Here is a 13,368-nt window from a genome sequence, read left to right on the forward strand (position 1 = left end):
TAAATGCTTTGCTCATATCTTATCGCTTGCTACTTGCCAAACCGCTGTATGTGCTTATCAATGTTATCGGGGTGGCTTTGGGTATGGCAATTGCATTGCTGATTTTGCTATATTTAGATAATCAGTTTTCTTTTGATAAGCACTGGCAAAAAGATATTTACCGACTGGCTATTCGCTACAAGTCGGGTAATGAATACCGCCGTATTGCCGCTGCTGAGCCGCACATCGCCCCTACCCTGCACCGAGCTTTTCCACAAATAAAACATATTACCAAAATTTTGCCTACCGAAGGCACTATCATTGATTATTTGGGGAATAGCAATTTTTATACAGACGTGTTCTTCGCTGATAGTCTGTTTTTCAAGGTGTTTGACTGCCAAGTATTGCAAGGTTCGGTTAGTAATATTTTTCGCAAGCCCGAAAGCAAAGAAATTATCCTCACCCAAGATTTAGCCCAAGAAATTTTTGGTTCGGAAAATCCTATCGGGAAAACCTTGCAACTACGCACAACCAATGCTTTTACTTATGATGGTGAGTACTTGGTAAAAGCGGTGATAGCTAAACAAGAAACTTCACATTTCCCTTTCAAAGCTCTTATTTCTTGGAACTATGAAGACAAGTTTGTGCAAAATTCTTGGGTTTATACGTATTTTACTTGCAGTCAAAAGCCTTCTTTTATTGCCCAAAAATGGGAATGGTATTATCAAGGTTATCTGAAACGCTATTTCCCCAACGAAGACTTGTTTCTCAAACCCATTGTGCAAAATGTGAGAGATATTTATTTAAATTCTAAATTGGAAGCAGAAATCTACCCCAATGCTAACAAAAATTATCTTTTCATTTTTTTAGCCACTGCCTTACTAATGATAGTAGTGGCTTGCATCAACTTTGTCAATCTTAATGCTGTACGCTCAACGCAACGCATACGAGAATTTGCTATTCGCAAAGTTTTTGGCGAAAGCCGCCAAGAACTCCTAATTCAATTGCTTGTAGAAACACTTATTCTGATGTTTCTTGCCTTTTTGGTATCGCTGATGCTTACAGAACTTGCTTTGCCTTATTTTAGCCAAATTCTTCAAACGCCTTTGGCATTGCGTTCTATCTTTGGAAGCGGGTTTATGCTGTTTTGGGTCATTACCTTTCTGCTAATGATTTTACTTTCAGGAGTGTATCCTGTGTTTTATTTGGTAGATATTCCCATTCTGAACGGCTTGAAAAACATTTTACCCAAACAAAACTATCGCATTTCCTTTCGTAAAACGCTTTTGGTTATGCAATTTACCATAACCATCGTGATTCTTGCCCTCACCATTATGGTTATTCGGCAACTAAATTTCGTAAAAAACAAAGATTTAGGCTTTGATAATCAGCGGGTTTTGGTTATTCGTTTGCCTAAAAGCGAAGAAGTTTTTGAAAAATTAGATACACTCAAAAAAGCCCTGATGCAAAGCCCTGATGTATTCAAAATTGCTAATTCAGCGGAAATTATTGGTACAAATTTGATTTCTCAATTTCGTTTTGAAGTAGAAAACAACGGCAAACTCGTAGAAGTAGTAATGGGCAGAATGTCGGTGAATAAAGATTTTATTGATGTAATGGGTTTAGAAATAGTGCAGGGACGTAAATTTGATGAAAGAGATACTACTGCCAATGTGGCTCTGATTATCAACGAAGCGGCGGCTACTTATATGAATTGGCAAAATCCGATTGGAAAAAATTTCGTGATTAGTCGTGATGAAAATGGTAATCCGAGTGTAATAGGCGAAGTGATTGGAGTTGTAAAAAATTTTCATATCAGTTCTTTGCACAAAAAAATTTCGCCTTTGGTGTTGGTGTTGAGCAATAAAATTGGGAACTTATTTTTGAGCGTATCTCCCAAGCATCGCGAAGAGGTTTTAGCCTATTTGCAAAAAACTTGGCAAGAAATTCTGCCTACCGAGCCACTCAACTATTTTTTTCTGAATGAAAACTACCGCAAACACTACCTGAACGAAGAGAAATTAGCTCAAATATTGGTATATTTTTCATTTTTAGTAGCTATGGTGGCTTCTTTGGGCTTGTTAGGGCTTTCGCTTTTTATTTCGGAGTTACGTTTGAAAGAAATAGCTATCCGTAAGGTATTGGGGGCAAGTCGTTGGCATTTGGTACGCTTGCTATCCAAAGACTTTATCCAATTGTTACTGCTTTCGGCTCTGATAGCCGTTCCTTTGGGCGAATATGTTATACACTTGTGGCTCAGCAACTTTGCCTATACTACCCAAACTTCGGCAAATGTTTTTATAGGAGCTTTTTTGCTTACTTTTCTTATTGTGGTCATTCCACTCTTTGTTCAAGCCTTTGCAAGGGTTTTTATCAATCCGAATAAGTTTTTGCAAGCAGGCTAATGTTTTGTTAATCTTAATTTAATACATTTTGGTATTGAAGTAAGGTAGAATTTACTAACTTTACGCCGAAATTTACTAAATTGTGTTGTATGATGTCAAAAATTTTACGCTACTCATTTGTGTTTTTACTTTGGACGTTGTATAGCTTTCGCGGCAATGCACAAGGTATTACAACAGCTTCCTTGGAAGGAAGTGTAAAAGATAATAAAAAGCAACCTGTCATAGGTGCAACTGTCATTGCCATTCACCAGCCCACAGGCACACGCTATGGAGCCTCCAGCAATGAAGAGGGAGAATTCTTCATTCCTAATATGAAAACAGGCGGTCCTTACACAATTACAGTGGAGGCTGTTGGCTACAAAACTCAAAAACAAGAAGGTATCACCTTACAACTCGGACAGACCCTCAAACTCAATTTTATTGCTCCCGAAGAAAGTGAAGAAATTACTGCCATTGAGGTAATTGCTGTAAAAGATAGAATTTTTGATGCTTCTCGCACAGGGGCTTCCACAAACATTTCTACCGAAGAAATTAATGCTTTGCCTACTCTTTCGCGTGGTTTGGAAGACTTTGTACGTCTTACGCCTCAGTTTTCAGCTCAAGCCAACGGAGGGCTTTCCTTTGCAGGGCAAAATAATCGTTACAACAACGTAATGATTGACGGAGCCGTAAATAATGATGTTTTCGGATTGAATGATAGAGGCACACCCGGCGGTAGAACAGGCTCTCAACCTATCAGCCTTGATGCTATCAAGGAAATTCAAGTGGTACTTGCTCCCTATGATGTACGTCAGAGTGGTTTTATTGGTGGTGGTGTGAATGCCGTAACTCGTAGTGGTACAAATAGCATAGAAGGTTCGGCATATGCTTTTATTAAAACGCAAGATTTAGTAGGTAATCGTGTGGCTAACAGCGACATTACAATTACTAACTTCCGCGATAATCAATATGGCTTCCGTGTAGGCGGTCCTATTCTGAAAGATAAACTCTTTTTCTTTGTAAATGGTGAAGTAGGCAGACGCACCGAACCTAATCTTTTCAATTTAGATTTTTATGCCCGCAACGACCAAGGACGCTTGCAAAAAATTCTTGATGACCTCAACACTATTCGCCGTCTGCATATTGAAAACTTCAACTACGACCCTGGCGACCCTTTGAGAAACTACGATAATATTCAAAACAACAACAAAGTTTTCGTTCGCTTTGATTACAACCTCAACGATAAGCACACCATTACACTTCGCCACAATTTTATCAATGCCTTTTCGCAAGAAATTTTTAGAAGTAGCACAACTTTTTCTTTCCCCAATTCTGGTACAAGAATCACCAACACTACCAACACCACCGTTTTGGAAGTACAAAGCCGCTTTAATAATAAACTCAGCAATGAATTCAGATTGGGCTATACTAATATTTTTGATATTCGTAGGAACGAGGAAAGAGATTTTCCCAGTATGCGTGTGAATGTTTCGGATTTGGGAACGGTGATTACAGGAACTGACCGCATTGCAGGGGCTAATAGCCTTCGTCAGAACCTTATAGAAATCACTGACCATCTTACTTGGTTTAGAGGAAAACATAAGTTTTTGATTGGTACAAGAAACGAAATTTATCAGTTTGATAACCTTTTCATTCAAGCAGTTGCAGGTGAATGGACTTTTAATTCTATCCTTGCCCCTCGCGACCCCGTAACAGGGCAAATTGATACTTCTGTACCTAATTTCAGCCTTGAATCGGGAATTCCTTCCGCATATTTGAAAAATTATTCTCGTACTTCTAACCCTCGCGAGTCTGCCAAATGGTCAGCAGTGCAATTAGGCTTATATGTACAAGACGAATGGAACGCCAACGACCGCTTGCGTCTTACTCTTGGCTTGCGTGGCGATTTGCCCCTAATGCTTGGCACGGTGAGCCGTAACAGACTTTTTGAAGAAAAATTTGGCGTAAGAAATGATTTAACTCCTACGCCACGCGTGTTATGGTCGCCTCGTATTGGCTTCAATTGGGACGCCCAAGGCAACGGCAAAACCCAAGTACGTGGAGGAATTGGTATCTTTGCAGGCAGACCGCCTTTCGTGTGGCTTTCTAACCAATACAGCAACAGCGGTATAGATTTCGGACAAGCCAACATTCAAGACCAAGCCCAACTCAATGCTATTTTTGCAGGGCTTACCCTTGCTCAAAGAAACCAAATCCTAAGCGACCCTAACTACTTGCCTCCCGGAGCAGGCGGACAAAGTGGTACTTCGGTAGTGAACCTTACCAACCCCGATTTGCGTCTGCCACAAGTATTCAGAACCAGCTTGGGCATTGACCAAAAACTTCCCATTTGGGACATCATCGGAACTGCCGAATTTATCTATACCTACACAATGAATGATATGTTTTTCAGAAATATTAACTTGGTAGGTCAGCAAGGGGTACTCAATAATGAAGGCAGACCGCTTTTTGGTACCTTCGGACAAGGTCCTCGCCTTTTAGACCCTACCAACTTTACAGGAGCTTACGTGCTTGAAAACGTACAAGGAGGCGTACAATATAGTGCTACTGCTCAATTGCGTAAAAATAGCAAAGATTTCTTCGGGAACTTGGCTTATACACACTCTATGGCTCGCGATGCTTTGAGTGCTACTAATTCAGTAGCGGCTTCTAACTTCAACAATAACATTGTGGGTGCCAATAGCCCCAATACCCCTGTATTTGCTGAAAATGCCTTCAATGTACGCCACAGAGTTATTGGTTCATTTGGCTATACCTACAACTGGAATGAATACGGCTCTTCTCAAATTGCTTTATTCTACAACGGACAATCAGGTAGCAATTATTCGTTTGTTGTACAAGCCGCCACAGGAGGTATCAACGACATCAACCTTGATGGTATTCCCAATAACGACCTCATCTATATTCCTCGCAATGCCTCTGAAATTCAGTTAGAAGCCTTTACACGCGAGGGGGTTGATGTATCCAAATTTGGTTTTACAGATGCCAACGGCAATTTAATCACAACTGCTTCGTATGTTGTTAGCCCCCAACAGCAATGGGAAGGACTAAATAACTTCATTGAAGGTGAAAAAAGTTTAAGAAATCGACGTGGTAAATTTGCAGAAAGAAACGGAGCCGTTGCCCCTTGGAATCATCGCTTTGATTTGCGTTTTACGCATACTATCAATGCTCCAAGCAAAAAAGCGAAACATCAGTTGCAAATTACTTGGGATATTATCAATATCGGCAACTTGCTGAATAGAAATTGGGGGGTACTCCAGTTCGGCAGAAGCAACCCTCTGCAAGCTGTACGATATGATGAACTAACAGGAAATGTTGTGTATCGTTTTAATGCAGATGTAGAAGCTGTTTCTGCTAGTCAGAACCCTGTTACAAAAAGTGTAACGATTGATGAAGCAAAAGTTGGTTTCAATAAATATCTCAATTCTAATAGCACCCGCTCCGTATGGCAAGCACAATTCGGAATTAGATACTCTTTCTAAAAAATCGTATTTTCACCAATAAAAATCCCTCTTTTTGCAAGAGGGATTTTTGTTTTTAGCTTTTCACAAACTCTACATTTGCAACAATTTTCACCTCATCGCTTACTACCAATCCACCTGTTTCAGTTACGGCACTCCACGTCAAGCCAAAATCTTTGCGATTGATTTTCCCTGATACCTCAAAACCCGCTTTGATATTTCCCCAAGGGTCCTTGATAGTTCCACCATAGCTTGCTGATAGTTTCACGGGTTTAGTAATTCCTCTAATAGTTAAGTTACCGAGCAACTCGTAATTTTCGTCATCAATTTTTCGCAACTCAGTGCTTTGGAATTGCATAGAGGGGTGCTGTATAGCATCAAAAAAATCAGCAGAGCGTAAATGCTCGTCTCTTTGGCTATTGCCTGTTTCTACAGAGGCTACCTCTGCTTGCAAATTCACTTTTGCACCTTCAAAACTTTCCCCATTTGCAATAACGTGAGCATCAAACTTCTTGAAAGCACCTGTAACGGTAGAAATTACTAAATGCTTTACCTTGAATTGTAACTCGGAATGTGTAGGGTCTAATACCCATTTTACTTCATTTGTCATAATCAATAAAATTTTTGGTGAAACAAATTAGATGTTATGATATTTAATGTTAAAACATTTATTTTGAAAAAAGGTTCAAAATTTAAGAAAAAAATAAAAACGAGGCTTCACCATTAAAAAAGCCTCGCTTTTGCAATTTTTAGAATTTAGTGAGCAATTTTAATACGCTTGTGCAAAAATTACTCTTTGTGAAGAGGGCTTACCTGTGTAAATACATTTTCCTGTTTCCTTTCGGGCGTTTAATGGAATACAGCGAATAGTGGCTTTGGTTTCTTCTTTGATTTTCAGTTCGGTTTCGGTGGTGCCGTCCCAGTGGGCAAGGGCGAAACCTCCTTTTTCCATTACTTCCTTAAACTCTTCATAGGTATTCACCTCAAAGGTATTTTTTTCTCTAAACTCCAATGCCTTTTGATAAATACTCTGCTGAATTTGCTCCAACAAATTACTTACATAGCCTTCAACATCTTGCAGAGGGATAGTAGTTTTGTTTTTAGTATCTCTGCGAGCCACTTCAATCGTCTGATTTTCCAAATCTCGTAAGCCCAAAGCCAAACGAATAGGAACGCCTTTCACTTCCCATTCTGCAAATTTGAAGCCGGGCGTTTGGGTTTCTCTGAAATCTAATTTTACGCTAATGCCTTGTTTTTTGAGACTTTTGGCAATATTATCGCAGGCTTCGTTCAGTCGGGCGAAACTTTCTTCCCCTTTATAGATAGGCACAATAACTACCTGAATTGGAGCTACTTTTGGCGGAAGCACTAAACCGCTGTCATCAGAATGGCTCATAATCAAAGCTCCCATCAAGCGAGTGCTTACCCCCCACGAAGTTCCCCAAACATACTCTAATTTGTTTTCTTTATTCAAGAATTTTACATCAAAGGCTTTGGCAAAATTCTGCCCCAAGAAATGAGAAGTACCAGCTTGCAAGGCTTTGCCGTCTTGCATCATTGCTTCAATGCAGAAAGTTTCATCTGCTCCTGCAAAACGCTCATTTTCGGTTTTTATGCCCTTGATAACAGGAATAGCCAAGACTTTTTCAGCAAAATCGGCATACACTTCTAGCATTTGTCGGGTTTCTTGCATAGCTTCTTCGGCAGTGGCGTGAGCTGTGTGTCCTTCTTGCCACAAAAATTCAGCAGTACGCAAAAATAATCTCGTACGCATTTCCCAACGCACTACATTTGCCCACTGATTGATAAGCAAAGGCAAATCGCGATAAGATTGTATCCAATTTTTATAAGTGTTCCAAATTACAGCCTCACTTGTAGGACGAACAATGAGTTCCTCCTCCAAGCGAGAGTCAGGGTCAGCAATGAGTTTGCCTTTTTCCGTAGGGTGATTTTTGAGGCGATAATGTGTAACTACGGCACACTCTTTGGCAAAACCTTCGGCGTTTTTCTCTTCTGCTTCAAACAAACTTTTAGGAATAAACAGCGGGAAATAAGCGTTTTCGTGTCCTGTTTCTTTGAAACGGCGGTCAAGGTCATCACGCATTTTTTCCCAAATAGCATAGCCATAAGGCTTGATAACCATACAACCCTTCACGGCTGAATGTTCGGCAAGCCCTGCGTGTTTGATAATATCCAAATACCATTCCGAATAATTTTCGTTGCGAGGAGTAATCAGTTTGCTCATAAAGCAAGTTTTGAAAGTTTAACAAATGGTTGAAGTATAACTATTTAGTGCATTCTATCACCTCTGATTTCCAAACTTTTAATAATTTCAGCTTCTTGGGCTAAAAGCTCTTGTAAGCGAGCTTTTACGTAAGTTTCAGGCATATATTCTTTGGCAAGCTCCACAAAATTGACATAATGCCCTGCTTCTGAAACCATTAGTTCGTAGTAAAATTTTTTCAAATCTTCGTCTGCAATTTGCTCCGAGAGTAATTTGAAACGCTCACAACTACGAGCCTCAATAATCGCATTGATAAGCAATTGCTCTACAAGTTGCTCTTCGGAACTCCCCCCTTTTTTACGCAAATTTTGTAATTTTTCTACATACTCATCTTTTCGCTGATGCCCCAAAGGGATTTTTCTTTCTTTCATTTTTTCTAAAACACGCTCAAAATGCCCCCATTCTTCGGCTACCACAGGAGTAAGCACTTCAACGAGTTTTTCTCTGTCGGGATATTTGACAATGAGCGAAATACAAGAAGAAGCGGCTTTTTGCTCGCAATAAGCGTGGTCTATCAAGATTTCTGCGATACTTTTTTCAGCCAAATTCACCCAACGAGGGTCAGTAGGTAATTTCAAACCCAACATATAGCATTTTTTTCGCAAAATAGCTAAAAAAGCCTCGTAAAAGCAAGCATTTTAAGAAATTAGACAAAGGAATTTATGTTTCTAAACCTTCAGGGGTATTTTTCTGTTCCCACTTGCTAATGATGCAAGCCGCCATAGCATTTCCTGCGATATTAGTACCACTTCTGCCCATATCTAAAATGTGGTCAATACCTAAAAGTAAAGCCAAACCTTCTTGTGGGATATTGAATGAAGAGAGCGTTCCTGCTATAATCACCAACGAAGCTCTTGGCACACCTGCAATGCCCTTACTGGTAAGCATCAGGATAAGCATCATCTGAATTTGTTGAGCAAAAGAAAGCTCAATGCCATAGGCTTGGGCTATAAACACACTGGCGAAGGTCATATACATTATAGAGCCATCAAGATTGAACGAATAGCCCAAAGGAATAACAAAATTGATAACTTTTTCAGGACAACCGAGCCGTTTCAGACTTTCAATGAGTTGAGCAAAAGCCGATTCGGAACTTGCCGTGCTAAATGCTTGGAAAAAAGGCAAGCGAATTTCCTTCAAAATTCTTACAAAGGGCAAACGCAAAGCCACCGCAATTGCCCCCAAAATCACAAATATAAAAATGGCTAGCCCCAAATAAAACGTAAAAATCAAATATGGATACACTTCAATGAGCTTTTGCCAGCCAATTTTACTCACTAACACCGCCATTGCACCAAATACTCCATAAGGAGCAAAACCCATTACCATATTGATAAGTTTGAGCATCACGTGGGCAAGAGCATCCATAGCTTTGATGATCACGCTTTTTTGATGTTCAGGCAAGGAAATTGCCGCAATGCCAAAAAATACTGAAAACACCAGCACTGCTAAAATTTCATTATGAGCCATTGCGTCAATCACGCTTTTAGGGAATGTATGCTCTACAAAACTTTTCAGGGTATTCATTTGAGCATTGATGCCTGTTTCTGTACCTTCGGGGGGCAAAGAGGCTGAAAGCAAATCGCCAGGACGGAAAACATTCACCAAAATCAATCCCAAAGAAAGAGCAAGCAATGTTGCAAAAAGAAAGTAACCAATAGTTCTCACGCCAATACGTCCAAGAGCTTTTTTATCGCCCACTTTGGCAATACCCACTACCAACGTACTCAAAACCAGTGGAGCAATAGTCATTTTTATCAGCCTCAAGAAAATATCCATTAGCAATTGTAGGTCGCGTGTGTGAAGCGAAAAAGAGCCTATCGTGAAAATATTTTGAGGAGCTGTAATTTCTTTTCCATCAACGATTTGCTTTTGCTCAGGCAAAATGATACCTACCACAATCCCCAGTATCATTCCTAAAAAAATCTTGGCGGTCAGCGATAACTTGAATTTCATTGCGTTTGTTTTTTGGTAGAAAAGCAAAGTAATAAGTTTTTTTGATTTTGAGCAAAAGATTTTTTGATTTTAGAGCAAAATTTACATAACTTCGCAATAGTTTTTCATAGCCTCAAACTTTTGAACCTTTAAGACTAAACCTTGAATTTTTTATTTATGCGAAAATCTGTTTTGTTTTGCTTGTTTTTACTTTGCTTTCTTTTTTGGGATAAAACTTTCGCCCAAGATAGTACGGGTGTAGAGAAACCCATTGACTCTCTAAAAATTGCCACCCCAACTGATAGTACCCAAGTGGTAGATAGCACTCAACTGGCAGATAGCACTCAACAAATGAGCGAAAGTGGCGAAGAAAAAAAAGGCAAATTTTATTTGGTAAAAAAAGCCTATTTCAAAGAGGGTGATAGTACATTTGTGCGTAAAGTAAAAGAACGTCTCGCTTACCCTGAAGAAGCTCGCAAACGTAAGTTTTCAGCTACTTTGGTAGTAAAATTTGTAATAAGCAAAGAAGCTACCATTTCTGATATTCAAATTGTAGAAGGTTTTCCCGAAGGTATTGAAGCCGATTTTCGGCAACTGATTGAAGATAAAATCAAAAGTGCTATTCAGGAAGTCTCGCAAGGCGGTTGGGAGCCTGCCACCAATAATTTAGAACAAAAAGTAGCTATGCGAAAAACCGTGCCTATTACGTTTAGTCCGTATAAAAAGGAGTGAAATTTGCATAATTTTTGAAGGACTAAACTTAAAAACAAAACTATGAACAAATGGATATTCTCCCTTATCGTAGGGATTTTTTTTCAAATAAATGCTTTTTCCCAAGATAGCACCCAAGTAATTCGGGATACGATATTTGCTCCTGATGCCCCTCGTATTACCTTTACAAGTAATACATTCCATTTTGGCAACCTGAAAATGGGCAACTCGGTTTCCCATACTTTTGAATTTACCAATACAGGTAAAAAAGACCTTAAAATCTTATCTGTGCAAACCAGCTGTAATTGCACTACAACTTTGTTAGAGAAAAAAATCATTCGCCCTGGCGAAAAAGGGCGAATTACTGTCATCTATACCCCCAAACCCAATCAAAAAAATGAACAAAAAAAGGTAATTTTGGTTATTAGTAATGCTATCAACAAAGAGGAACTATTGTATATGACAGGCTTCGTTGAACCATAAATATTTTTTTAGCTATGTTACAAATTTTCAGAAATACATTAGACGCACTATTCAACACTCGCGGCGAATATATCAAATCTATACTCGGAGAACCTGAAACTTGGTTTGATACAGATAAATTTTCCGAATTCAATCTGGCTTCTGCCGATATACTGAAATTTATCAAATACTCCTCAGAAGCTACTTTGCCTCCACTTTTGGGTGATAATTACTTTTTGAAGCCTTTTATACCTAACTTTTTGCAATCGGTACTATTTATGGAACAAGGTAGCATTTGGGAAGTAGATAACCAAATGCCCGAAAAATTTGAACACGAAAAATGGTTTTTTATCAATGGAGTTGTAACAAACGAAGATTTAGCAGAGGCTAATGCTAAATATCTTATTCATCTATTCCACCGACCTATCACCATTTTGCACAATCCTACTAATGGAATTTTTTTAGACTTAATGCAATCGGCTGTTGGGAAAAAAGGTTATACCAACATCAAGTTTGCTAATTTTGTACTCCCTACGATTCGTAAAGCTCTTGCTGAAAAAGATAAAGCCGTCATTATTAGCCATTCACAAGGTACGCTTATCACTTCTACCATTTTAGACCTACTGATTGAAGAAAAAAATCCTCATTTGGGCAAATTGGAAATCTATGCTTTTGCCAATTGTGCCGAAGAAATGAGCCACGCTCCTATTCAAAATCCTAATCAAAAACCACATATTGAAAGTTTTTCCAACGAACACGATATTGTTGCTAAACTTGGAGCTTTACACCCCTATCGTGAGGAAAGAGGTATTGTAATTGATGGTGAGCATTTTATTAAGAAAGACGCTTGGGGGCATTTCTTAAATATTCACTACCTCAAAGATTTTGCACAAGGCAAGTATATTCACGAAAACAATCCCGAAATAAAATCTCGCTTATTTGGATATTTGGAGGGTAAAACAGATATAGGGTAATTGCTCAAATTATTGATAGATGATTTTATAGGAGCATATTTTTAAGAAAGTATTAGGGGGCATTAAAAAATTTAACAAAATATTCGCTTGCAAGAGTGAAAAGAATTTCTTTTTTTAGTAGTTCAAAAAATCTAATGAAGGGGGCGGGGATTTCAGCAAAATGCAGAGGCTCTTATGCTTAAAAAACTACTGCTACTGATTATCGGCATTGGGCTACAATACTCTAAGGGATTTGGGCAAACCATTATTCTTGAAGGCGAAAAACCCAGCCAAGAAATAGGAAAATATTTGTATTGGGTAGAAGACCCCCATAATGATTTCAGCATAGAACAAGTATCAGCTGAAAGTTTCCAAAACCGCTTTCAGAAAAATACACAAGAGGTTTTTAATGTAGGTGTTTCACATAAAACTTACTGGCTACGTCTGGAAATACAGAGCAAAGATTTACTTGCTCGTGATTGGCTCTTGTATTCCTCATATCCATTTTTAGATAAAGTTTGGCTTTATCAAAAAAATAAATTTGGAGAGTGGGAAACCCTCAAATCAGGAATTTTGGAAGAATTCCAAAAAAGACCTATCAAGCACCGTTATATTATTTTTCCATTGGAAACCCGTGATACCCTCGTTCAACGGATATACATTAAAATTCATTCTGATACCCCTATCCAATTTCCTGCCTACATTGAGCGTGGAAGTTATTTCGCTGAACCCTCTCGCCTTTTAGAATTATATTATGGCATTTTTATTGGTATTATGTCTTTAATGCTTCTGGGCAGTATTTTTTATTGGATATACTTCAAAGATAAAGATTACCTCTACTATGCCCTTTTTCTTTTGGGAGCAATGATTTTTTACCTTTCGCTTAGCGGGCATTTATTTCAATTTTTATGGCGAACAGAAGGGTATTGGGGTAAAATGATTTTAGGTGTAGGTATTGGTATTTGGATAATGGGAGCAGGACTTTTTACCAAACATTTCTTACAAACTTTTCGCTACTTCCCATTAGGAGGTAAAATAATGCAAATTTTTTAGTCCTCCGACAAAAGTTGAATAGTTTTTACAAGTTGTGGATATTGGGTATCATTTAAGAGGCAATATTGCAAAAACAGGAAACCATACCTAAAAAAAGAGAACTCTCTACGCCCGTTAGGACA

10 protein-coding genes are annotated in these 13,368 nt (G+C 38.7%); 6 read left to right on the top strand and 4 right to left on the bottom strand.

Annotation, left to right across the window (positions count from 1 at the left end; translation table 11 throughout):
- The first annotated feature begins 8 nt into the window (after nucleotides 1-8).
- Nucleotides 9-2,384: an ABC transporter permease gene (locus tag Rain11_RS08470; RefSeq protein ID WP_207764438.1), complete on the top strand. Its 2,376-nt coding sequence runs from the start codon at nucleotides 9-11 to the stop codon at nucleotides 2,382-2,384.
- An 89-nt stretch (nucleotides 2,385-2,473) separates the two neighbouring features.
- Nucleotides 2,474-5,869, top strand: a complete 3,396-nt coding sequence (locus Rain11_RS08475; RefSeq protein WP_101358923.1) for a TonB-dependent receptor — start codon at nucleotides 2,474-2,476, stop codon at nucleotides 5,867-5,869.
- A 55-nt stretch (nucleotides 5,870-5,924) separates the two neighbouring features.
- On the opposite strand, the gene Rain11_RS08480 is transcribed toward Rain11_RS08475, so the two are convergent.
- From Rain11_RS08480 to Rain11_RS08495, 4 genes are all read right to left on the bottom strand, one after another.
- Entirely contained in the window at nucleotides 5,925-6,458 is a 534-nt protein-coding gene (locus Rain11_RS08480) for a YceI family protein (RefSeq protein ID WP_101358924.1), read from the bottom strand.
- 159 nt (nucleotides 6,459-6,617) lie between these two features.
- Nucleotides 6,618-8,093, bottom strand: a complete 1,476-nt coding sequence (gene proS, locus Rain11_RS08485; protein ID WP_101358925.1) for a proline--tRNA ligase — start codon at nucleotides 8,091-8,093, stop codon at nucleotides 6,618-6,620.
- A gap of 44 nt (nucleotides 8,094-8,137) precedes the next feature.
- Nucleotides 8,138-8,719 carry a tRNA-(ms[2]io[6]A)-hydroxylase gene (gene miaE / locus Rain11_RS08490; RefSeq protein WP_101358926.1) on the bottom strand — a complete coding sequence of 194 codons (582 nt, stop codon included), beginning with the start codon at nucleotides 8,717-8,719 and terminating at the stop codon, nucleotides 8,138-8,140.
- A 73-nt stretch (nucleotides 8,720-8,792) separates the two neighbouring features.
- Nucleotides 8,793-10,088, bottom strand: a complete 1,296-nt coding sequence (locus Rain11_RS08495; protein WP_101358927.1) for a dicarboxylate/amino acid:cation symporter — start codon at nucleotides 10,086-10,088, stop codon at nucleotides 8,793-8,795.
- A gap of 156 nt (nucleotides 10,089-10,244) precedes the next feature.
- Between Rain11_RS08495 and Rain11_RS08500 the strand changes: the two genes are divergently transcribed.
- The 4 genes from Rain11_RS08500 (at nucleotide 10,245) to Rain11_RS08515 (ending at nucleotide 13,246) form a co-directional block, all read left to right on the top strand.
- Nucleotides 10,245-10,799, top strand: coding sequence for an energy transducer TonB (locus Rain11_RS08500; protein WP_101358928.1), 555 nt, complete (start codon nucleotides 10,245-10,247; stop codon nucleotides 10,797-10,799).
- Between the two features lie 42 nt (nucleotides 10,800-10,841).
- Nucleotides 10,842-11,261: a DUF1573 domain-containing protein gene (locus Rain11_RS08505; protein ID WP_101358929.1), complete on the top strand. Its 420-nt coding sequence runs from the start codon at nucleotides 10,842-10,844 to the stop codon at nucleotides 11,259-11,261.
- Nucleotides 11,262-11,275: 14 nt separating this feature from the next.
- Complete coding sequence (locus Rain11_RS08510; RefSeq protein WP_101358930.1) at nucleotides 11,276-12,214, top strand: hypothetical protein; 939 nt, start codon at nucleotides 11,276-11,278, stop codon at nucleotides 12,212-12,214.
- 174 nt (nucleotides 12,215-12,388) lie between these two features.
- The gene (locus tag Rain11_RS08515) at nucleotides 12,389-13,246 is read left to right on the top strand and encodes a 7TMR-DISM family protein (RefSeq protein ID WP_101358931.1); all 858 of its coding nucleotides are present in this window, start codon (nucleotides 12,389-12,391) and stop codon (nucleotides 13,244-13,246) included.
- The last annotated feature ends 122 nt before the right edge of the window (nucleotides 13,247-13,368 follow it).

Origin of the sequence: Raineya orbicola (genome assembly GCF_002843425.1) — a bacterium.
GTDB lineage: Bacteria > Bacteroidota > Bacteroidia > Cytophagales > Thermonemataceae > Raineya > Raineya orbicola.

Bases quoted from the DNA above. Each gene is read 5' to 3' on its own strand.
- Rain11_RS08475 (WP_101358923.1), top strand. From the start codon at position 2,474: ATGATGTCAAAAATTTTACGCTACTCATTTGTGTTTTTACTTTGGACG.
- Rain11_RS08480 (WP_101358924.1), bottom strand. From the start codon at position 6,458: ATGACAAATGAAGTAAAATGGGTATTAGACCCTACACATTCCGAGTTA.
- proS (WP_101358925.1), bottom strand. From the start codon at position 8,093: ATGAGCAAACTGATTACTCCTCGCAACGAAAATTATTCGGAATGGTAT.
- miaE (WP_101358926.1), bottom strand. From the start codon at position 8,719: ATGTTGGGTTTGAAATTACCTACTGACCCTCGTTGGGTGAATTTGGCT.
- Rain11_RS08495 (WP_101358927.1), bottom strand. From the start codon at position 10,088: ATGAAATTCAAGTTATCGCTGACCGCCAAGATTTTTTTAGGAATGATA.
- Rain11_RS08500 (WP_101358928.1), top strand. From the start codon at position 10,245: ATGCGAAAATCTGTTTTGTTTTGCTTGTTTTTACTTTGCTTTCTTTTT.
- Rain11_RS08505 (WP_101358929.1), top strand. From the start codon at position 10,842: ATGAACAAATGGATATTCTCCCTTATCGTAGGGATTTTTTTTCAAATA.
- Rain11_RS08510 (WP_101358930.1), top strand. From the start codon at position 11,276: ATGTTACAAATTTTCAGAAATACATTAGACGCACTATTCAACACTCGC.
- Rain11_RS08515 (WP_101358931.1), top strand. From the start codon at position 12,389: ATGCTTAAAAAACTACTGCTACTGATTATCGGCATTGGGCTACAATAC.